The sequence below is a fragment of the Pseudoalteromonas rubra genome (assembly GCF_005887095.1).
Taxonomy (GTDB): Bacteria; Pseudomonadota; Gammaproteobacteria; order Enterobacterales; family Alteromonadaceae; genus Pseudoalteromonas; species Pseudoalteromonas rubra_E.
In genome coordinates this window covers 25,051-45,726 of the sequence record NZ_PNCI01000006.1, presented here as the reverse complement: position 1 = coordinate 45,726, position 20,676 = coordinate 25,051, and the positions used below count along the sequence as shown (strand labels likewise).

Sequence of the window (20,676 nt, the reverse complement as noted above, 5' to 3'; positions counted from 1 at the left end):
TTTATGCGCTTAACTTCAGAATGTCATAATCAGCATAGAACCCTCTAACCTGACACTCTAACTCCAGCTCGCGCCATCGCTTACCTCTTGAATAATTAGCCGCAACTGTTGGGCTCATTCCCTCAATAAGCACCTGGTGTACACCTAAACGCTTGATAAATTTTTTTAGAATTGCTTTTTCTTTGTTTTCCTCGGCTATCATTCCAGCATATAAAAATAACAGAATGAATTGCACCTCTTGAGGTCTTGGGTAAGACCTTGAAATATGTACAATTTTTTCAACTAAATCATAATTAACGTGATTTGTCACTTCATTGAATATGCTCAAAAAATCCCGATAAAGCAAAAAGCGAGTGTGCCCAGAGGCGTAATGACTCATCATCATAAATACTTCCTCATCCCTGACTGCATGAGCTTTGTTCTCCCGAACATGGTAAATACACCAACGGTCAAATCTACCTTGTGAAAATACAAACCGTGTACCGTCTTGCAGGTGTGCGATTAACGTTGATTTAGTATTAAAGTTTTCATTGATAATAAATGACATACTAGCCTCCAGATTGATGTACATCGCATCTAAGCTTTAGTAATGCCAAAAACAAGCCAATTTAAAAACAATTAAAAATCAATATATTAAAACAAAAAAACAACCAAGATAGTTAACATTTTTACCTTTAAGTAAGTTTTTTTACTTTCTAGCATTCTTTAAATACATAATGCCAGTTAGCTTGCTTTAACAAGTAGCAATCCAATATTTTTATTTATCAACGTCTATACCAAGACGCTTCATCCAATTTGTTAGCGTTTGATGATCTTTTAATCCCAACATTTGGGTTGCGTGCTTCTTCACATTCCCGCTTGCTTTCAATGCTGCTTCAACATATTTCTTTTGATAATTTTCAGTTAGTTGAACTATGTCCACTTTATCGTTAAAAGACAGCCTAACATCATTATTTTGCGCACCAAGCCTTCTATTTATGGTCGCGTGAGACAGTTCCTTTTCACCTACCAATTTTGCATCTGTCCAGAGAAAAGCCCTGTTCAATGTGCTCCATAATTCACGAATATTGCCTAGCCATGATTGCGATAAAATAAATTTAATTCCATTTTCGGAAACTTTTTTACTTATGTAGTTTGGGTGCTTGGACCCCGACTCATTAATTTGTTCTGTCAGTTGTTCAACTATGATTGGAATATCTTCAAGTCGATCTCTAAGTGATGGCATATTGATAATGCCCACTGCTAATCGATAAAAAAGATCTTCACGAAAATCCCCTTGTTCAATCAAGGTGGTCAAATCTTGGTGAGTAGCAGCAATAACGCGCACATCGACATTAATGGTTTTCGTATCACCAAGTCTGGTAATTTCACCTTGCTGTAATGCCCTTAGAAGCTTAATTTGTATATCGGGCTTTAATTCACCAACTTCATCTAAAAATAAGGTTCCACCGTTAGCTTGCTCAAATAGACCTGCATAATCTTTATCTGCGCCAGTAAACGCCCCTTTTTTATGACCAAAGAGTGTTGAATCAACTATATTTTCAGCAAGCGCACCACAGTTTACGGCTCTTATAGGCTTGTTGCCTCTTAGGCTACCTTTGTGAATAGCATTTGCCATTAGCTCTTTACCAGTGCCAGTTTCACCTAAGATAAGTGCTGGAACTTCAGATGCAGCTATTCTTTTAGCTTTTTCAACCACATCGGTCATTGTTTTTGACCTGGCAGTTAATTCTGAAAATGCCTTTTGTACCTTAGGTAATGAGGTCGCTGTATGAGCAATGTTCTTTGAGGCAGACCTTACGTATTCTTTACCGAAATCCAGCGGTATTTCGACTTCTTCAATAACGTTTTTAGGGGACGATTGCACAAAGCGGGTATTGGACTTTCCCTTGCCATGAAGCACCGAAAGGGTTGTCATTGCTGGTGTGCCAGATGTTAGGTTGATTGAGAGCGTGTCAGACTCTTCAGACAACTTTGTGATCCACTTTTCTGTTTCAACTGAGATAGATTGGTAGTCAATTGGACTCTGAATTTGCGCCAAGTGAATTTTAATATCTTCAGATGGTCTGCTTATCATCGCCATGCGCTTTTTCAAAAAGCGTTCAAACAAATCCCACTTAGCTTCATCTTTATTAGAAAGAATAACGATTTTATCAAATGGAACTTCAGATTTTGTTGCAAGTGAAACAATAGCCGCGTTTTGCTCTTGCTCCATGTTTTCAATATCGCGATTACCAAGCCACGTAAAAAGTGTATGCACTATCCAATTGCTTATTTTTATTCGTTTGTAAATCATCTTACATGAAATAAAAATTTTTACCCATTAAAAAAGGCGAACCATTTCTAGTTCGCCTTTTCTTATTTATGCGTTCACAATCTTAATTGCATTCACATTTTTAATTGTTGCGTTCACAAACTTAATTGTTGATCGCCACAAAAATTCACTTACTCAGCATAAGTCTCAACAGCTGGGCAAGAACAAATAAGGTTACGGTCGCCGTATACGTCGTCGATACGGGTTACCGTTGGCCAGAACTTGTCTTTAGCAACACTTGCAACCGGGAAGGCTGCTGCGAGGCGGTCGTAGGCACGATCCCACTCGTTGCCCAGTACGTCTGCCTGGGTGTGTGGTGCGAACACCAGTGGGTTGTTCTCTACTGACCATTCGCCGTTTTCTACTTTGGCGATTTCAGCGCGGATAGAGATCATGGCTTCGATGAAACGGTCGATTTCTACCTTAGACTCAGATTCCGTTGGCTCGATCATCAGCGTACCAGCAACCGGGAATGACATAGTCGGCGCGTGGAAACCGTAGTCCATCAGACGCTTCGCTACGTCCATTTCTGTGATGCCAGAGGCTTCTTTCAGCGGGCGCAGGTCGATAATACACTCGTGGGCAACGCGGTCGTTGCGGCCACGGTAGAGTACCGGATAGTGCTTACTTAATTTCTCTGTCAGGTAGTTGGCGTTTACGATGGCCATTTCAGTGGCCTGCTTCAGGCCTTCGCTACCCATCATGGCAATATACGCCCATGAGATTGGCAGGATGGCTGCTGAGCCATAAGGTGCCGCAGAAACTGCACCGTTACCTTCGTTGGTGCCCGCTACTTTGATCACGCTGTGGTTAGGCATAAATGGCGCAAGGTGCGATTTAACACCGATAGGACCAACTCCCGGGCCACCACCACCGTGCGGAATACAGAATGTTTTATGCAGGTTCAGGTGCGATACGTCAGAACCAATTGAGCCCGGGCTGGTTACACCAACCTGTGCGTTCATGTTCGCGCCGTCCATGTAAACCTGGCCGCCGTGCTGGTGAACGATGTCACACACTTCACGGATGGCTTCTTCGTATACACCGTGGGTTGACGGGTAAGTAACCATGATACAAGACAGGTTCTCAGACACATCTTCTGCCTTCGCGCGCAGATCGTCCAGGTCAATGTTACCGTCGCTGTCACAACCAACCACAACTACTTTCATGCTGGCCATCTGCGCCGACGCAGGGTTAGTACCGTGCGCAGAGCTTGGGATTAGACACACGTTACGGTGACCTTCGCCGCGTGACTCGTGGTATTTACGAATCGCGATAAGACCCGCGTATTCACCCTGCGCACCTGAGTTAGGTTGCAGTGATACTGCGTCGTAGCCTGTGATGTTCACCAGCCAGTCGTGCAACTCAGTCATCATGACCTGATAACCCTGTGCCTGCTCTAACGGGCAGAATGGGTGCAGTTCAGCGAACTCAGGCCAGGTGACCGGGATCATCTCAGCGGTCGCGTTCAGCTTCATGGTACAAGAACCCAGAGAGATCATAGAGTGGTTCAGTGCCAGATCTTTGTTCTCAAGACGCTTGATGTAACGCAGCATCTCAGTTTCGCTGTGGTAGCTGTTGAAGTTGTCGTGCGTCAGTACTTCGTCATCACGTACCAGGCTCGCCGGAATACCTGTGATGTTGTTTGCAGCAACTTCGCTGTCCAGTGCAGCTACATCTAAACCATGGCCTTCGCCCAGGATGATGTCGAACAGTTCTGCGATGTCACCGCGGGTCGTCGTTTCGTTCAGCGCAATCGAGTACTCGCCAGCGTGGTTGATGGCAAAGTTGACTTCGTTTGCAACGGCGCGCGCGACTACTGCGTCTTTGTCAGCATCGTTAGCAACCACTGTGATGGTGTCGAACCAGGTATCGTGCTTCAGTGCTACGCCTTTGGCTTTCAGGCCGGTTGCCAGAATGCTGGCGAAACGGTTAATGCGCTCGGCAATGGTTTTCAGGCCCTGTGGACCGTGGTACACCGCATAGAATGCAGCCATGTTGGCCAGCAGTACCTGCGCTGTACAAATGTTTGAGTTGGCTTTTTCGCGGCGGATGTGCTGCTCGCGCGTTTGCATTGCCATACGCAGTGCGTCGTTACCCAAACGGTCTTTCGATACACCAATGATACGGCCTGGCAGTGAACGCTTGTATGCATCACGTGTTGCAAAGAACGCAGCGTGTGGACCACCGTAACCCATAGGTACACCAAAGCGCTGTGCAGAACCCAGTACCACGTCTGCGCCCAGTTTACCTGGTGCTTTCAGTAGCATTAAGCTCATGATGTCAGCGGCCACACAGGCAATCGCTTTTTTGCTTTGTACTTGTGCGATGATGTCTGTGATATCGACCACTTCACCTGAAGTCGTTGGATACTGGAACAGGGCACCGAAAATCTCGTGGTTTGCCGCTTCGCTTGCAGGACCAACGATCACTTCAAAACCAAACTGCTCGGCACGAGTGGTGACTACGTCGATGGTTTGTGTATGTACGTCTTCTGCAATAAAGAACAGGTTCGCTTTTTTCGCTTTAGAAACACGCTTAGCCAGCGCCATGGCTTCGGCTGCTGCGGTTGATTCGTCAAGCAGTGACGCACTGGCCAGGTCAAGGCCAGTGATGTCCATGGTCATAGTCTGGAAGTTAAGCAAAGACTCAAGACGGCCTTGTGCAATCTCTGGCTGATACGGCGTATAAGCTGTATACCAGCCTGGGTTTTCCAGTACGTTACGCAAGATAACGTTAGGCACGTGTGTCGGGTGATAACCCTGACCGATGTAAGATTTGAAGACTTTGTTTTTGCTTGCTACAGATTTTAGATAGCTCAGCGTTTCTACTTCGGTACGGCTTTCACCAATTTGCAGGCCTTGCTCTAAACGGATTGAGCTAGGTACTGTCTGACCGATCAGCTCTTCAACACTCGATACTCCAAGCGCAGCAAGCATGTCACTCACCTGAGCCGGGCTCGGGCCGATATGGCGACGAATAAAGTCTTGCTTTTGCTCTAGTTGTTCAAGAGATTTGGCGTTTGACATGTGTCCAGATTCCTATGATCCAAGTAAAAATGGGGGTGTCACTGTTGTTCGACGACCTGCACCTTTATGCACAGTGCGACGAAAATACCTTGGTAACAGTCACAGAGTTTAACGGTGTTGCCACGCCTTAACGTTGTGGCACAACTATAAAAGCCCCACGCAGGGGGCTTTTATGGTATCTACAACGAATTAGTCTTCGTCGATGTTGGCTTCGTAGCCTTCTGCGTCAAGCAGGTTTTCAAGTTCGCTTGCATCAGATGCTTTAATGCGGAACAGCCAGCCGTCACCGTAAGGGTCGTTGTTTACCGATTCCGGAGAGTCTTCAAGCTCTTCGTTGATGGCCACGATCTCGCCACCGATTGGCGCGTAGATGTCAGATGCAGCTTTTACAGACTCAGCAACCGCGCAGTCATCACCAGCGTCAACTTCGTCACCTACGTCAGGCAGGTCAACGAATACCATGTCACCCAAAAGTTCCTGCGCATGCTCAGTGATACCCACTGTGAATGTGCCGTCGTCTTCAGCGCGAACCCACTCGTGAGACGTTGCGTACTTTAACTCGCTAGGAATGTTGCTCATTTTTTTGTTCCTTTGGTCGATTTATGTGGGCCATCGCCCGTTATTCTTTAATGCTCTGTGCGTTACAGAACCGACTTACCATTGCGTACAAAGCAAGGTTTAACCACTTTAACGTCTACCAGCTTTTTGCGCATTTCAACCTGAGCTGTGTCACCCGTAGAGCGAGGTACACGGGCCAAAGCTACGCTAAAGCCTAACGTCGGCGAGAATGTACCAGAAGTGATAACACCTTCGCCACCTTCTACGATAACTTTAGAGCCACCGCGCAGCACGCCTTTGCTCTCAAGTACCAGGCCAACCAGCTTGTCTGTGCTCTTGTCAGCACGTTGCTGCTCAATCACTTTACGACCGATAAAGTCACGCTCTGCCGGCTCCCACGCAATGGTCCACGCCATGTTAGCTGCCAGTGGAGAAACGCTTTCGTCCATATCTGAGCCGTAAAGGTTCATGCCCGCTTCTAAACGTAGCGTATCACGTGCACCTAGGCCAGCCGGACGGACGCCCGCGTCTAATAATTTTTGCCACAGTTGCGCTGCATCATCGTTGTGTACCACGATTTCGTAGCCGTCTTCACCTGTGTAGCCCGTGGTGGCAATAAACAACTCTTCGGCTTGCACGCCAAAGAACGGCTTCATGCCCTCTACTGCTGCGTTTTGTGTATCGCTCAGTATGGTGGCTGTTTTTGCTTTGGCATTTGGACCCTGTACCGCAATCATCGCGTACTCAGGGCGCTCAGTGATGGCCACTTCAAAGTCGGCAGCAACCGCATTCATGTGTGCCAGATCTTTTTCGCGTGTTGCAGAGTTTACAACCAGACGATATTCAGTTTCTGTGAAGAAGTAGATGATCAAATCATCAATCACACCGCCCTGCTCGTTCAGCATGCCAGTGTAAAGTGCTTTACCTGCAACTTTCAGTTTAGCCACATCGTTGGCAACCAGCTTGCGCAAGAACGCCTGAGCTTCGGCGCCTTTCACATCCACTATGGTCATGTGAGACACGTCAAACATACCCGCGTCTTCACGCACAGCGTTGTGCTCTTCGATTTGGGAGCCATAGTTGATTGGCATTTCCCAACCGTGGAAATCAACCATTTTCGCGCCAGCTTCTAGGTGCTTGGCATGCAGTACTGTTTTAGAAGTCATACTCTTCCTTCACTTATTGTCATCACCCACCCGGTTACAAGCCAGGTGCATGTTCACCAGCGCAACACCGGTGAATGGGGTTAATTTGGGGCGTGTTCGACTGGCTGAGCAAAACCCTGTTCAGCCAGTCGAGCCTGCCACAGGCTCAAAGATTCTTGGTTTGCAATCAGCTGATATTGCTGCTGGCCCTGTTGTACTAAGGTAGTGACGAAAACGTCGCCGCTTTGTTTACCATAGCACGCCTGCAAGTCTGAAATTTGCAGGCCCGGTGTCAGCGAAAAGCTGTTCAGCACAGTCTCAAGCGCAGCCTGACCGCTCAGTTGTGTAATGGCCAAGTCGCTGCGACGTACCAATTCAATGTCATAGTCGCTGTCATGTTTGCTTACCAGCGCAGTAAGTGCTTGTGCAGCGTCTTCGCTCAGCACAAAACGGTAGGCAGTTTCGCTAAAGTAATAAACAGCAAATGACTGTGCGCCTGCCAGCTGACCTTGTACACCCAGACCGGGTGCCATCAGTTTGTTGAGGTTCAGCCCCAGCTCCTGATTTAGAAAAGGTGTGGTTTCAAATCCGCTGAAATCCAGTACGACCAGATCCTGTGGCGAGAAAATGCGATTTTCCGCCGCCACCGTACCTAAACGGTGCTTAGCGAAGATGATTGGCGTGCTCATCATGCGACTATCCTGATGAAATTAAGATGCCCAAAAGTATAGGGATCCGCTATCGCAACAACAAATTGTATTTATTTATCGTTTGATAAATAATATTAATGTATTTGGGTTTTATAAATTGATTTTATTAATATGAAAAACTTATCGATTGATGGCCTGCGCACCCTGGTGACTGTGGTTGAAGTGGGTGGTTTTGCCAAGGCTGGCGAGCTGCTGGGCCTGTCTCAGCCAGCGGTGAGCTTGCAGATAAAACGCCTTGAAGAGCAACTGGGCTGTAAACTGTTTAAAAAGCAGGGCCAGCGACAGGTACTCAACCAGTATGGCGAGCTGCTGCTGCCTCAGGCCAAGCAAATGCTGCAATTCAACGATGGGATCATTCAGCAATTTACCTCAGAGAGCGTTACCGGCCGGGTGCGTCTGGGTATTCCCAGTGAGTTTGCCGCACGCATATTGCCCGCCATCATCGGCGACTTCGTGTCTTTATATCCGGACGTGGCGCTGGAAGTGAAATCCCGACTCAGTAAACATCTGTTATCGGTTTCTCGGCAGGATCAGTTCGATTTGGTGCTGGCGCTGAACGAAGATCTTAATTCGTCAAATTATCCGGTGTTTATGCAGGACCAGCTGGTATGGGTGGGCGACCTGTCTCTGGCACAACAGCAAATTGTTACTTTGGTCACGGCCCCGGAGGGCTGTATTTATCGTCGCCGTGCCATTGAGGCACTGCAACAGGCCGGTCTGCAATACCGCATTGTGTACAGCAATGCCGATTTAACAGGGCTGACGGCTGCGCTTAAAGAAGGCCTGGGCATTACGGTGCTGGCCAAAAGCACCGTGCCGGCTACGCTCAGTTACCAGGCACAAACGCCCTTTTTGCCCGAACTGGGCCAGATTGGGATCAGCCTGGTTAAAAACACTCAGGAGTCTGCGCACGCGGTGAATAAGCTGGCCGAGTTTATTGCACTGCGTTTGGGGTAAGCACTGCTTTTGAGAACTGCGGGATGACGGGTGGCGTATGTGGGAATGGGTGTTATTGGTGTCACTCCTGAGTCGCCTGTTAGCAGATCCCGCATCGAGTGCGGGATGACTAAGGATGGATGCGAGAGTTGGTGCTTACAAGCAGTATTGAGTCGCCTGACCCCTCGATTATCACTCCTAACCGGTGTGCCTACACGCCGTCATCCCGGCCTGCGAGCCGGGAACTATTTGAATTCAGCTTAAGCGCATTTTTTAGCCGCCAGGTCGCCTGCTAGTAGTTCCCGCATCAAGTGCGGGATGACAGGCTGTGTATGTGGGAATGGGTGTTATTGGTGTCACTCCTGAGTAGCCTGCCCCTTTAAGCTCTGTCTATCATTGCTCCTAATCAGTATGCCTACACGCCGTCATCCCGGCCCCCGAGCCGGGAACTATTTGAATTCAGCGCAGGCGTATTTTTTGGCCAACAAGTCGTCTGTAAGTAGATCCCGCATCAAGTACGGGAAGACAGGCTGTGTATGTGGGAATGGGTGTTATTGGTGTCACTCCTGAGTAGCCTGTTAGCAGATCCCGCATCGAGTGCGGGATGACGGGATGACGGGAGTTGAGTTTCAAAAGTTGTGTTTGATGCTCAACCCTGCAGGTGTAAGCGGGCTGCTTGTTTGGCACAAAGCAGCCCTTCAATATTAGTTATTCGCCGATGGCTTGCTGTACAAATAGGTCTTTAATGGGGCCGAGGTTGTCTACCACATTTAGCCCCACGCCACGTACCAGCTTTTTCAGTGGATGACTGCCGCTGAACAATTCTTTTAAGCCCTGCATCATGGCAATGTGTTTTTGTGCATCGAGTTTGCGGGTGCGTTCGTACTCGCGCAATGTACGATGAGAGACGAACTCCTCGTTGTCTTCGCTGAGTGCTTTGATCAGGTGCGCAGCATCTTTAAGGCCCAGGTTCATGCCCAGTCCGGCCAGCGGGTGAATGGTGTGTGCGGCATCGCCCATTAACACCACTTTGCCGGTCAGCCACTGCTGTGCGTAGCGCATGGTCAGCGGGAATACCGCGCGCTCGCCCTGCACCTTGCACAAACCACATTGCAGGTCACTGGCAGCACTCAATGCTTTATTAAAGCTTTGCTCATCCATGGCCATCAGCTCGCGGGCGTGTTCAGGTGCCGTTGACCAAACGATTGACTGGGTATGGGGGTCAGACAAAGGCAACAACGCCAGAGGACCATTCGGCAGGAACACCTGACGCGCTGTGGCATCGTGCGGTTGCTCTGTTTTGATGGTGGCCACAATAGCATGATGATCGTAATCCCAGAAGCTGATCGGCAGGTTAAACTGGCTACGTACCCCTGAGTTGGCACCGTCTGCTGCAACCAGCAGTTTAGCCATCACGGGTGTGCCCTGCTCCAGCGTGATCAGCACATCGCTGTCGGTCTGGTGGATAGACTGATAGCGACTACCAAACAGTAAACTCGCCTGGCTGTGCTGTTGTAAGGCCTGATATAGGGCAAAACGGATAGCATCGTTTTCGATAATATGGCCCAGCTCAGGCAGAGCCAGCTGCTGTGCATTAAACTGAATACTGCCAAAGCTGTCGGCGTCGCACACCGACATCTTGCGATAGGCCGTGGCCCGCTGCGCCTTAATGGCATCCCACACGCCTAAAGACTCAAACAGACTTTGGCTGGCCAAACTGATGGCACTGACCCGTGCGCCATAAGCCTCGCTCAGTGGCTGAGGTTCAGGACCGGCATCCAGCACCATCACCGAGATATTGTTCTGTGCCAGACCCAGCGCTAAAGCCAGGCCGACACACCCACCACCGACTATGCACACTTGTACTTGCTGCATGATTATTCCTTACAGGGTTCGTCCCATGAGTTGTCGCGCCAGTGGCGCTTTCAGTTGTGAGAACAGGCTCATCGACAACAGGCCACAACTGCGCCCCAGTGCCAGCATACGGGAATCATTAGAAAACAGTCTGACCAGAGAATCGGTCAGTGTCATGACACGGTTAATATCTGACTCGCGCGCGGTTTTGTAGCTCTGTGTGAACGCATGACTGCCCCACTGCTCACGTTCTGTCTGTTGCAACTGCGCAACCAGCGCCTGAATATCACGCAATCCCAGGTTAAAGCCCTGACCTGCAATAGGGTGAATGGCATGCGCGGCATTACCAATGAGCACACAGCGATGATGCACCAGCTGCTCAACCCGACCCAAAACCAGTGGGTAACTTGTGCGTCTGCCAACCCGTTCAAACATCCCGGCGCGATAGCCAAATGCGCTTTGCAAACGCGCCAGAAATTCCGTCTCATCGCATTCTCGCAACGTATCGAGTTCCTGCTGCGGCATACACCACACCAGAGAGTAGCGGTTGTTGCTCATCGGCAGCAGGGCCATCGGGCCATGCTCGGTAAAGCGTTCAAACGCCTGACCCTGATGATTATCGCTAATCTGCACATTGGCGATCAGGGCACCCTGTTCATAGGCCACGCTGTCAAAGCCAATATTCAGCTTACTGCGAGTAGGCGATTGCGCGCCATCAGCCACCACCAAGAGTTTACCCGACAGCGTTTCGTCGCTGTCGAGCACCACATCGACCTGCGTCTGCTGCTGATGCAAACTGGTAATTTTGGCCGGGCAATACAACGCAATGTCCAGTTTGCTCAGTTGCTGATGCAAATACGCGCCGTAAGGGTTCACTTCGACCACATAACCCAGCGCCTCAACAGCAAATTCATCATGGGTAATCGTGGTTTTGCCAAAGTGACCACGGTCAGATACGTGCACCTGAGTGATCGGCTCTGCAAACGTCCAGTGCGGATCAAACAACCCGAGTGTACGCAAATAAGAAACCGACTGCTCAGCCAGTGCCAGGCTGCGGTCGTCAAAGCTGGGATGATGCGCCGCTTTAGGCTCAAAGGCTTCAATCACCGCGATGCGGCTGTCGGGAAGCTGTTTTTTGATCGTGACGGCAGCGGTGGCACCGGCCATGCCACCACCCACGATTAACACATCAAAGTGTTGCAAGTGTTGCTCCTGCTTGTATTTATTCGCCTGAGCGCATTAAGGTTTCAATCTCTGCAATGGTTTTAGGCACCCCAGCGGTGAGGTTTTCAAAGCCATCCGCGGTGATCAGCAAGTCATCTTCAATGCGCACGCCAATGCCCTTAAATTGCTCAGGTACTTCAGCATCTTCATCAAAGTACAGACCCGGCTCTATGGTCAGCACCATGCCCGGTTCAAATGGTCTGTCGGCTTCATCCAGTTTGTATTCGCCCACATCGTGCACATCCAGCCCCAGCCAGTGGCCCAGGCCATGCATATAAAAAGCTTTACAGGCTTGCTTGTCGAGCAATTCATCGACTTCGCCGGCCAGAATGCCCAGCTCTATCAGCCCTTCGGTCATCACCCGCATTGCGGCTTCATTGGCTTTGACCAAAGTGCCGCCCGGCTTAACCTGTTCAAAAGCGGCCTGTTGAGAGGCCAGTACTAACTCATATACGGCTTTTTGCGGCGCGCTGAAACGACCATTTACCGGGAAAGTACGCGTAATGTCGGCAGCATACCCTTCAAGTTCGCAGCCTGAGTCGATCAGGATCAAATCGCCGTCGGTTAATACGTCGCAATTGTCGGTATAGTGCAAAATATTAGCGTTGTTACCCGAGCCCACTATGGTGCCATAGGCCGGATGACGGGCCCCGTTCATGGCGTAATGGTGGTGAATTTCGGCTTCCAGCTGGAACTCGGTGGCACCGGGCTTTGCAAACTGCATGGCACGTTTATGAGCATCTGCACTGATCTCGCCCGCTTTGCGCATCACTGCAATTTCAGCTTCTGACTTAAACAGGCGCATTTCATGCAGTAACGGGCGCACATCCTTAATGATTTCTGGTGCCCGGTAGCCTTTTTTCGGCGCGCCACGCAAAGTGCCAAGTATGGCCCAAATTTTATCGTCAAACGCGGTGTATGTGCCCTGACCGTAGTAAAGTGCCTTACGGCCATTGACCAGGTTCAGCAACTCCTCATCCAGTTCACTCAAAGGAAAGGTCTGGTCCAGCTCTAAGGCGGTTTTGGCTTTTTCGTGACCCATGCGGCGGCCGTGCCAGATCTCAGCTAGCTTGTCTTTGTTACGACAAAACAGCGTTTGCTGTGTTGTGCCGTCTTTGTCTTTACAAAGCACCAGTACCGCATCGGGCTCTTTAAACCCGGTTAAATAGAAAAAGTCGCTGTCCTGACGGAACGGATACTCAGTATCACGGCTACGGGTGAGCTCAACGGCAGCGGGGATCACTGCCACCGCATTATTATCCATCTGCGCCAGCAGCTCAGTGCGGCGCGTTACAAATTCCTGGTTGGCTATCATCATAATTAATGCACTGTTTTAGAGGTCGGTGAAGCAGCGTCTTTGCCTAGCTCAGCAAAACACAACAGTGCCGACACACGGATGTATTCAATCACCTCATGCAGTGCCTGTTTGTCTTCTTCACTTTCGTCAAAATGGGTATCTAATTTAGTGATTTCGCTAAAATCACCAATCACTTCCTTTACATCAGCCGAAAACTTACCATAGTCTTTTTGCTTGAGGCCAAAGCCTAGTAAAAACCCGGACACCCAGGCCACCAAGGCATTGGCCTGATCGCTCAGGCTTTCTTCCATTGGTAAATACAGCTCAAACAGGTGCTCTGGATCATTAAAATGTGCAACGACCAGTTTATATAGCTCGGCAAAAAATTCTTTCAGTGGCGCAGCAAACTTCTGACCATCGTTAAAGACATCGCTCAGCAGCCCCAGGTACTCCTGCTCTTCGATATTCAGGCCACATGCCAGTAATCCGCTGATGGTACCGTGCACTTCAGCAGGGGCTATGTAGATATCGTGTTGTTCCAGCAGTAGCTGTGCTTGCTGATAATCTCTTAATTCACTCATGGATAATGTTCTCGTTTGCTTTGATCTGCTTAGTTAATGCTACCACCCGAAGTATAGCAACAGCAACGACTTGTCTGTTTGCGTACAAATAATCTACGCACTTTTTTGCATTGTTCAGATGCCATACAAAAAGTGCATGAATCGCGGCCAGTCGGACGACTTTTTACGGATATTTGCCGATAAAGGTTTCTAGATGCGGCTGGGTCTTATATACTGAAATCGTTCCCTAGCACGTTGGACAGTGGATGATGTCCCTGAGCCGATAACTTTTTCTTAGGAACGCAGTTTGCTTACTATTGCGCAGGCTCGGCAGGTACCGAGAAGCCTACGGTAGGCTGTTGCTTTCCGCCTTGAACCTTAGGGTTCAAGGACTGACATCTGCATCCGCGTTGCCGGGGACACCTTTTCTTTTTGCTGCAAATGCACCGCCACTCCTTGCACCATCAATCAAACATAAAAACAGCCAGGCATAAAAAACGCCCCGAAAGGCGCTTTAGATTACTACTGCGACAACTTGCGTTTAGCGGGCTGCGCGTAGATAGATAGTACCAGCTGGCGTAACTCTTCTGGCACTTGCTCCAGCGCTTCCATAAAACGATTTTTTTCAAGCTCACTGCTCTGACTTTCATCGCCGGCGGCCAGGTAATTGCTCGAATGCAAATAATAATTGCTGACTATCTGCTGGTCGATGATTTCGGCTAGCTGCTCCGGCGTTTCGAATTCTTCGTCTATGGGTGAGCCAAACGCCACATGTACATGACCCTTGTCGCTGCTGAACCCTTCGATGATGCTGCTGATGTCTTCGCCTTCGGCTTTCACATATTCACCGAACTGCTGTTTATGGTACAGCTCGCGAGCTTTTGACACGGCGCAGGGTTCATACTGGTAAGAAATCGACACAGGCACAATCTTGAGCTGGCGCACATATTCGGCAAACGGCAGTTTTAGCTTACGCCCATTCAACTGCAACATTTTCAGCAATGCCGGATCGGTAAAGTCGACGCCATCTTTGGCACGGCCTTCTTTTTGTGCAATCCAGATTGAATTGCCCTCATCCAGCGAATCATAAATATACGCTGACAGCTGAGACAAGGCACGCAGCATTTCTTTTGGTGCTTTGGCTGAGCGCTTCACAATAAAGCTCTTATTCAGGCGCATCAGTTCAGTGATGTATGGCACCTGCAGCAAGTTATCGCCAATGGCAATGCGCACGGTTTGCATCTTTTGCTGATGCAGGCCCCAGTTGACCAGCGCCGGATCCAGCACTATGTCCCTGTGGTTGGAGATAAACAGATAGGCGCCCTGCTTGTCGAGCTTATCCAGGCCAGAATAGGTGACTTTACTGGTTGTACGCTCAATCAGCATCGACAGATAACCGGCCACTTCATTCTGAACCGCTTCAACATTGGTGACTGACTGCCACTTTTTCTTCAACCGGCTACGTACCAGTGGCCGGGATATCAGATCCCATCCTGCCAGCCATTTGGGCAGGTTATGCTCCGCAATCACATCAATAAACTGATCATCGTCCAGCAAACGCTGCAAAGCTGCGGGGACTTCATCGTCATTGTAAGGTCTGATATCTGCGTATTTATCCACTAAACTACTCTTTATTATTGGGTGGTTGTCATCAAAACGTCTTATTCTATCGTGCAGCCTGATCGGAAGCTAAGAATATCAAGTCTGACCAGAAGTGCCTGCATCACTTGTTTCATCATGCGGGCACCTGAAGTTAAGCTGAAGCCTGAGTGGGCGTAAAGCGTTGTTTAATACCCAGCAACATCAACCTTGCCATCAGCAGAGCCAATGCCACGCCAGACCCCAGCGTCAGCCAGTATGGTAAGACTTCATGGTCATGCCCCATCATAGGCGCCACCGTAAAGCCAAACTGTGCCACCAGCCAGTCGGTCAAAAATCCAAAAATAATTGCCACACCTATGACCGCGCCAAGATAAGCAAACACGGCGCGACGACCCAGCTCTTTGGCCACCACACCAATGGTGGCAACGTTGGTGGCGGGACCTGCCAGCATAAAGACCAGCACCGCACCGGGAGACACACCCGCCAGCAATAAACCGGCTGCAATGGGCGTTGAGGCTGTGGCACAAATGTACATTGGAATGCTAACCAGAATAACCACTATCATGGCCAGGATGCCGTTGCCCCACTGTGCTAAAAAGGCTTCGGGAACATAGGTTTGCACTAAGGCCGCAAAGAATAGACCAATCAGTAGCCATTGCATAGTATCGGCTAACAATTTGTTACAGCTAAATTGCACGGCAGACATTAACTTTTGCCAAAGCCCGGTCTTAGCTTGCGCGGATGCACAACAGGATACAGCCTGTTCGGCGGGCTTTTGTTCAGGCTTACTGTCGCAACAGCTGGTGTGTGATGCTGGTTCTACCTTAGTTTGGCTGTCACAACAACTGCTGGATTGCACTGGCGCCGGTTTGGGCTCAGTGGCACAGCAACTGCTTTTTTCCGCTGCTACTTTTTTAGCTTTACTGCCACAGCACCCACTGTCTGATGCATCTGACTTGGTGGGCTGTGTGTTGCTTTCGTCTTTACCAACCAGCACACCGGCGGTGATCGCACTGGCAACCGCGGCAATAGGCCGGATCACGGCCATAAAAGGCCCCAGCAGCGCGTAAGAAACCGAGATGGAGTCGACTCCCGTTTCAGGTGTGGATACCAAAAAGGCAGTGGTGGCACTTTTGGACCCGCCCGCACGACGCAACCCGATGGCGGCCGGGATGACGCCACAAGAACACAACGGCATAGGCGCACCAATCAGAGCTGCTTTAATGGTCGTCCAGAGACCTTCTTTACCCAGGTGCCTTTGTAAAAAATCTTTGGGAATAAATACGTTAAGTAACCCGGCAAGCAGCAAGCCCAGCATCAGCCAGGGCGCTGAAACCAAAAAGAGTTGCCAAAAATTATCAAGCAGAGCCATCTACATCCTCCAACGCGGTTAAAATGGAACAATCATCAGCACTTTCTTCACCGCCACAGCAACGCTCGGCCAGCACACTCAATGAGCGCTCAAACTTCAGTAATTCTTCAATTCTTTGCCGGGTTTGAGTCAGCTTCTGTAACGTCAGCGATTTCACTTCTTCACAGCTGTGATTGTGTTTATCAATTTTAATGGTCAGCAGTTCCTGAATATCTTTGAGACTGAAGCCCACTGCCTTTGCCCGCACGATAAAACGCATCTGCTCAAGCGCGCTATCGTCATATAACCGGTAACCTGCCGGGCTGCGAACACTGGCCTGCAACAGACCCTGACGCTCATAATAACGCAGTGTGTCGGTAGACACATTCAATTGTTTTGCAATATGGCCAATCTTATACATAGTCAGTTTTGCCGTTCTTTATGAATCTGATCACAGTATAAACCTTAGAGTTGAGTTCAAGGTCAAGCACAAAGATAAACTTTGGCAATAAAAATGATACACTCGGCGCCATCTGTTAGTAAGGAATGTTTGCTCACCATGAATATTGTTGTTTTAGATGCCGCCACACTGGCGGGTGTTAGTCTGGATCCGCTCAGAGAGTTTGGCGCAGTCACCGAGTACGATACCACCTCAGCTGAGCAGCTGATGTCACGTATACAGAACGCAGAGGTGGTGGTGACCAACAAGGTGGTGCTCAATGCCGATGCACTGAGCCAGCTGCCAAACCTCAGATTGATTTGTGTAGCCGCGACCGGCACCAATAATATCGACCTGGAGGCTGCACGTGCCCACAATATCGCGGTGACCAATGTGGCTGGCTATTCTACGCCATCTGTGGTTTTGCATACTTTTACACTGCTTGGCAATCTGATGAGTAATATTCACCGCTACACGCAGGATTGTGCCAATGGTGCCTGGCAACGCAGCGACCTGTTTTGTCGTCTGGACTACCCAATTCACGACCTGTCGGGCAAACGCTTTGTGATAGTCGGCTATGGTAACCTTGGTCAGGCGGTCGCTAAGGTCGCCAGCGCCTTTGGAGCCGAAGTAGTGATTGCAGAGCGGCCTGGACAAGAGACAGTACGTGCTGAGCGCGTTGAATTTACTGAGGCGCTGCGTAGTGCCGATATTGTCTCTATTCATTGCCCTTTGACCGACACCACCCGCGACTTGTTCGATGCCGACACATTAGCACTGCTTCCGGCTCACGCCATCTTACTGAATACGGCACGCGGTGGCATTGTCAATGAACAGGCACTGGCAGATGCGCTTGCCACTAAGCAGCTACTCGGTGCCGGCGTGGATGTACTCAGCGTTGAGCCGGCAGCAGCTGATAACCCGCTGGTACAGTATCAGGGCAATAACTTACTACTGACCCCGCACACGGCCTGGGCGAGTCAGGAGTCGATCACCCGCTTGATCCAAGGTATTGCCGAGAATATTGATAGCTTTTTACAGGGGCGCGAACATAACCGACTGGTGTAATAGTGTTGCTTCGCGAGCCTGATATTTGGAGTCTTCGCCGTATTGTCTGCGTTCGAATCCGGAACTGCTCGAGTACAGTGGATCAGTAGCCAGCCAGCATCGAGTCGCCTGTTGGTAGTTCCCGCATCGAGTGCGGGATGACGCGCGGTATGTGAGAGTGGGTGCAATTGGCGTCACTCCTGAGTCGCCTGTTGGTAGTTCCCGCATCAAGTGCGGGATGACGGTCCGTGTATGTGGGAATGGGCGTAATTGGTGCTACTCTTGAGTCGCCTGCCCCTTTAAGCTCTGTCTATCATTGCTCCTAATCGGCATGCCTACACGCCGTCATCCCGGCCTGCGAGCCGGGAACTATTTGAATTCAGCGTAAGTGTATTTTTAGTCACCAAGTCGCCTGTTGGAAGTTCCCGCATCAAGTGCGGGATGACAGGCTGTGTATGTGAGAATAGGTGTTATTGGTGTCACTCTTGAGTCGCCTGCACCTTTAAGCTCTGTCTATCATTGCTCCTAATCGGCATGCCTACACACCGTCATCCCGGCCTGCGAGCCGGGAACTATTTGAATTCAGCGTAAGCGTATTTTTAGTCACCATGTCGCCTGTTGGAAGTTCCCGCATCAAGTGCGGGATGACAGGCTGTGTATGTGGGAATAGGTGTTATTGGTGTCACTCTTGAGTCGCCTGCACCTTTAAGCTCTGTCTATCATTGCTCCTAATCGGCATGCCTACACGCCGTCATCCCGGCCTGCAAGCCGGGAACTATTTGAATTCAGCGTAAGCGTATTTTTAGTCACCATGTCGCCTGTTGGAAGTTCCCGCATCGAGTGCGGGATGACGGTCGGTGTATATGAGAATGGTGTAATTGGCGTCATTCCTGAGTCGCTTCTAAGTAGTTCCCGCATCGAGTGCGGGATGACGCGCGGTATGTGAGAGTGGGTGCAATTAGCGTCACTCCTGAGTCGCATTTAAGTAGTTCCCGCATCGAGTGCGGGATGACGGTCGGTGTATGTGAGAATGGTGCAATTAGTGTCATTCCTGAGTCGCTTCTAAGTAGATCACGCATCGAGTTAGGGATGACTGGCGGTGTATGGGGGAGGGTCTGTGGTGATAAGTGTGTACTTTTAACTAACTATTGGTTAATTTATTCAAAATGTAGCATTTCATAATAGTTACATCCTTACCGAAAAACACAACCAATTGATTTGTAAGGATTAAAAAGTTGGCAAACTCTTTGCTCTGTATAACTCAAAGAAAATAAAGATGGCTAAGCCTGGGATATTACAATGAAAAAATTACTACTTGCTACTGCGCTATTAAGTTCAACCGCACTGACAGGCTGTGTAGTCGCAGTCACAGATGGTGAATATAACGGTCACCAAAGCTGGAAGAAAGAACAAAAACAGAATCGCGAGAAAATAAGCCAACTCAAAATAGGCACTGAGTATCAGCGTGTGTTAAGCAAGCTGGGTACCCCTGAATTCACAGACATGGTGTCTAAGGACGATACGGTTTATCAGATACTGTACTTTGCAACCAACAGCAAGCACTCCGACGGTGTTGTTACAAAAGATGAGTGTACGCCTTTGCTTTTCAAAGACAATAAATTAGTCGGTTTTGGTGACACGGCTTTGGCACACCTGCTTTAAACTTATAGCCTGACGGGCTCAGAGCCTTGCTCTCTGAACCCGTTACACCACATTCAACACCGCTTTTTGTTGGCGTTCACGCGCATCATTAAGCGCCATTGCAGCCTTATCTAGCGGCTCGTTGTGATCTCTGGAAAAATCAGCCTTGGTATAACAAATGCCCACACTCACGGTCACATGTGCGCAAGTCGGTGATGCTGGATGTCGGATGGCTAACGCAGCGACGGCTTTGTGGATCGCTTCAGCCACTTCAAGCGTTTCCTCCTCACTGATATCACGAAGCAACGCCACAAAACGTCCGCCGTCGTGTCGCGCCGTGAACCCATCCATATTGGCTATCAAGCCGGAAACCACTTGGGCAATTTTACAGAGACATTCATCGCCACTCGCGTGACCAAATAACTGGTTATAGCGTTCAAAATGATCGATCCCCAACACAAATACCGCCAACGGCCGTACACCCGATGCACACTGTCGCCAGTAGGTTGTTAAAGTTTCATTCAGTGCACGGCGATTGGGCAGCGACGTCATGCCATCAATTAGCACCTGTTGGGAAAGTTGATCGTTTCTTTGTTTGTTGCTCAGATGAATTTTTACCCTGGCTTTCACAATGTTAGGGTTAAACGGTTTGGTAATATAATCGACCGCGCCTTGCTGAAGACTATCTGCTTCGTCCAAAAAACTGGCACTGGCGGAGATCACGATAACAGGTAACTGTGCGGTGTCGGCATTTGCTTTCAACGCTTGCAGAAAAGGCTCTGCAGTGCCGTCGAGTTGTTGATTATCCATGATGATCAGGTCGATGCCGTTACTTTTCAGCAACCCCAGCGCCTGTTCCTGTGATGAGCTCAGCGTCACAAAGTAAGTTTCTTCCAAGGTGTTTTGCAGTACCACCCGATTGAGGGGATCCGGGTCTAAGACCAGGATATGAGCCGATTTGTGCATTTT

17 protein-coding genes and 1 other RNA gene are annotated in these 20,676 nt (G+C 49.4%); 4 read left to right on the top strand and 14 right to left on the bottom strand.

Annotated elements, in window-relative coordinates; all coding sequences use genetic code 11:
• Position 1 precedes the first annotated feature (1 nt).
• The 6 genes from CWB99_RS02500 to CWB99_RS02475 form a co-directional block, all read right to left on the bottom strand.
• On the bottom strand, positions 2–547 hold the full coding sequence (locus CWB99_RS02500; protein WP_138552844.1) for a DUF7004 family protein: 546 nt from the start codon (positions 545–547) through the stop codon (positions 2–4).
• A gap of 210 nt (positions 548–757) precedes the next feature.
• Positions 758–2,260 carry a sigma 54-interacting transcriptional regulator gene (locus CWB99_RS02495; protein WP_138552843.1) on the bottom strand — a complete coding sequence of 501 codons (1,503 nt, stop codon included), beginning with the start codon at positions 2,258–2,260 and terminating at the stop codon, positions 758–760.
• Between the two features lie 185 nt (positions 2,261–2,445).
• Entirely contained in the window at positions 2,446–5,343 is a 2,898-nt protein-coding gene (gcvP, locus tag CWB99_RS02490) for an aminomethyl-transferring glycine dehydrogenase (protein ID WP_138552842.1), read from the bottom strand.
• A 189-nt stretch (positions 5,344–5,532) separates the two neighbouring features.
• Positions 5,533–5,922 carry a glycine cleavage system protein GcvH gene (gene gcvH, locus CWB99_RS02485; RefSeq protein WP_138552841.1) on the bottom strand — a complete coding sequence of 130 codons (390 nt, stop codon included), beginning with the start codon at positions 5,920–5,922 and terminating at the stop codon, positions 5,533–5,535.
• 62 nt (positions 5,923–5,984) lie between these two features.
• The gene (gene gcvT, locus CWB99_RS02480) at positions 5,985–7,067 is read right to left on the bottom strand and encodes a glycine cleavage system aminomethyltransferase GcvT (RefSeq protein ID WP_138552840.1); all 1,083 of its coding nucleotides are present in this window, start codon (positions 7,065–7,067) and stop codon (positions 5,985–5,987) included.
• An 80-nt stretch (positions 7,068–7,147) separates the two neighbouring features.
• Entirely contained in the window at positions 7,148–7,738 is a 591-nt protein-coding gene (locus tag CWB99_RS02475) for a hypothetical protein (protein WP_138552839.1), read from the bottom strand.
• Between the two features lie 129 nt (positions 7,739–7,867).
• Here CWB99_RS02475 and CWB99_RS02470 point away from each other — a divergent pair, with 129 nt between their 5' ends.
• Complete coding sequence (locus CWB99_RS02470) at positions 7,868–8,713, top strand: LysR family transcriptional regulator (RefSeq protein ID WP_010385250.1); 846 nt, start codon at positions 7,868–7,870, stop codon at positions 8,711–8,713.
• Between the two features lie 687 nt (positions 8,714–9,400).
• Here CWB99_RS02470 and CWB99_RS02465 read toward each other — a convergent pair.
• The 4 genes from CWB99_RS02465 to CWB99_RS02450 are packed head-to-tail and all read right to left on the bottom strand — an operon-like array spanning position 9,401 to position 13,648.
• Entirely contained in the window at positions 9,401–10,567 is a 1,167-nt protein-coding gene (locus CWB99_RS02465) for an FAD-dependent oxidoreductase (protein WP_138552838.1), read from the bottom strand.
• Between the two features lie 9 nt (positions 10,568–10,576).
• Positions 10,577–11,749, bottom strand: a complete 1,173-nt coding sequence (gene ubiH / locus CWB99_RS02460; RefSeq protein WP_138552837.1) for a 2-octaprenyl-6-methoxyphenyl hydroxylase — start codon at positions 11,747–11,749, stop codon at positions 10,577–10,579.
• Between the two features lie 19 nt (positions 11,750–11,768).
• Entirely contained in the window at positions 11,769–13,085 is a 1,317-nt protein-coding gene (gene pepP, locus CWB99_RS02455; protein WP_138552848.1) for a Xaa-Pro aminopeptidase, read from the bottom strand.
• A 5-nt stretch (positions 13,086–13,090) separates the two neighbouring features.
• Positions 13,091–13,648, bottom strand: coding sequence for a UPF0149 family protein (locus CWB99_RS02450; RefSeq protein WP_046005547.1), 558 nt, complete (start codon positions 13,646–13,648; stop codon positions 13,091–13,093).
• 220 nt (positions 13,649–13,868) lie between these two features.
• On the opposite strand from CWB99_RS02450, the gene ssrS reads away from it, so the two are divergent.
• Positions 13,869–14,051: non-coding RNA, 6S RNA (gene ssrS / locus CWB99_RS02445), on the top strand.
• A gap of 98 nt (positions 14,052–14,149) precedes the next feature.
• Here ssrS and CWB99_RS02440 read toward each other — a convergent pair.
• The 3 genes from CWB99_RS02440 to zntR all read right to left on the bottom strand — a co-directional run bounded on the left by CWB99_RS02440 (position 14,150) and on the right by zntR (position 17,001).
• Entirely contained in the window at positions 14,150–15,247 is a 1,098-nt protein-coding gene (locus CWB99_RS02440; RefSeq protein WP_130244322.1) for a lysophospholipid acyltransferase family protein, read from the bottom strand.
• 133 nt (positions 15,248–15,380) lie between these two features.
• Complete coding sequence (locus tag CWB99_RS02435) at positions 15,381–16,601, bottom strand: SO_0444 family Cu/Zn efflux transporter (protein ID WP_138552836.1); 1,221 nt, start codon at positions 16,599–16,601, stop codon at positions 15,381–15,383.
• Positions 16,588–17,001, bottom strand: coding sequence for a Zn(2+)-responsive transcriptional regulator (gene zntR, locus CWB99_RS02430; RefSeq protein WP_054016471.1), 414 nt, complete (start codon positions 16,999–17,001; stop codon positions 16,588–16,590). Before zntR ends, CWB99_RS02435 begins: the two co-directional genes overlap by 14 nt.
• 138 nt (positions 17,002–17,139) lie before the next feature.
• Here zntR and CWB99_RS02425 point away from each other — a divergent pair, with 138 nt between their 5' ends.
• Positions 17,140–18,087 (top strand): D-2-hydroxyacid dehydrogenase, encoded by a 948-nt coding sequence (locus CWB99_RS02425; RefSeq protein ID WP_138552835.1) that lies wholly within the window; start codon positions 17,140–17,142, stop codon positions 18,085–18,087.
• A 1,278-nt stretch (positions 18,088–19,365) separates the two neighbouring features.
• The gene (locus CWB99_RS02420; RefSeq protein ID WP_138552834.1) at positions 19,366–19,728 is read left to right on the top strand and encodes a DUF3192 domain-containing protein; all 363 of its coding nucleotides are present in this window, start codon (positions 19,366–19,368) and stop codon (positions 19,726–19,728) included.
• A gap of 42 nt (positions 19,729–19,770) precedes the next feature.
• On the opposite strand, the gene CWB99_RS02415 is transcribed toward CWB99_RS02420, so the two are convergent.
• The gene (locus tag CWB99_RS02415) at positions 19,771–20,673 is read right to left on the bottom strand and encodes a GGDEF domain-containing response regulator (protein WP_138552833.1); all 903 of its coding nucleotides are present in this window, start codon (positions 20,671–20,673) and stop codon (positions 19,771–19,773) included.
• Positions 20,674–20,676 lie beyond the last annotated feature (3 nt).

What these genes read in the sequence shown, in the direction of transcription:
- gcvT (WP_138552840.1), bottom strand. Translation starts at nt 7,067, where the DNA reads ATGACTTCTAAAACAGTACTGCATGCCAAGCACCTAGAAGCTGGCGCG.
- pepP (WP_138552848.1), bottom strand. Translation starts at nt 13,085, where the DNA reads ATGATAGCCAACCAGGAATTTGTAACGCGCCGCACTGAGCTGCTGGCG.
- gcvP (WP_138552842.1), bottom strand. Translation starts at nt 5,343, where the DNA reads ATGTCAAACGCCAAATCTCTTGAACAACTAGAGCAAAAGCAAGACTTT.
- CWB99_RS02500 (WP_138552844.1), bottom strand. Translation starts at nt 547, where the DNA reads ATGTCATTTATTATCAATGAAAACTTTAATACTAAATCAACGTTAATC.
- CWB99_RS02420 (WP_138552834.1), top strand. Translation starts at nt 19,366, where the DNA reads ATGAAAAAATTACTACTTGCTACTGCGCTATTAAGTTCAACCGCACTG.
- CWB99_RS02425 (WP_138552835.1), top strand. Translation starts at nt 17,140, where the DNA reads ATGAATATTGTTGTTTTAGATGCCGCCACACTGGCGGGTGTTAGTCTG.
- CWB99_RS02415 (WP_138552833.1), bottom strand. Translation starts at nt 20,673, where the DNA reads ATGCACAAATCGGCTCATATCCTGGTCTTAGACCCGGATCCCCTCAAT.
- zntR (WP_054016471.1), bottom strand. Translation starts at nt 17,001, where the DNA reads ATGTATAAGATTGGCCATATTGCAAAACAATTGAATGTGTCTACCGAC.
- CWB99_RS02465 (WP_138552838.1), bottom strand. Translation starts at nt 10,567, where the DNA reads ATGCAGCAAGTACAAGTGTGCATAGTCGGTGGTGGGTGTGTCGGCCTG.
- CWB99_RS02475 (WP_138552839.1), bottom strand. Translation starts at nt 7,738, where the DNA reads ATGATGAGCACGCCAATCATCTTCGCTAAGCACCGTTTAGGTACGGTG.
- gcvH (WP_138552841.1), bottom strand. Translation starts at nt 5,922, where the DNA reads ATGAGCAACATTCCTAGCGAGTTAAAGTACGCAACGTCTCACGAGTGG.
- CWB99_RS02435 (WP_138552836.1), bottom strand. Translation starts at nt 16,601, where the DNA reads ATGGCTCTGCTTGATAATTTTTGGCAACTCTTTTTGGTTTCAGCGCCC.
- CWB99_RS02450 (WP_046005547.1), bottom strand. Translation starts at nt 13,648, where the DNA reads ATGAGTGAATTAAGAGATTATCAGCAAGCACAGCTACTGCTGGAACAA.
- CWB99_RS02470 (WP_010385250.1), top strand. Translation starts at nt 7,868, where the DNA reads ATGAAAAACTTATCGATTGATGGCCTGCGCACCCTGGTGACTGTGGTT.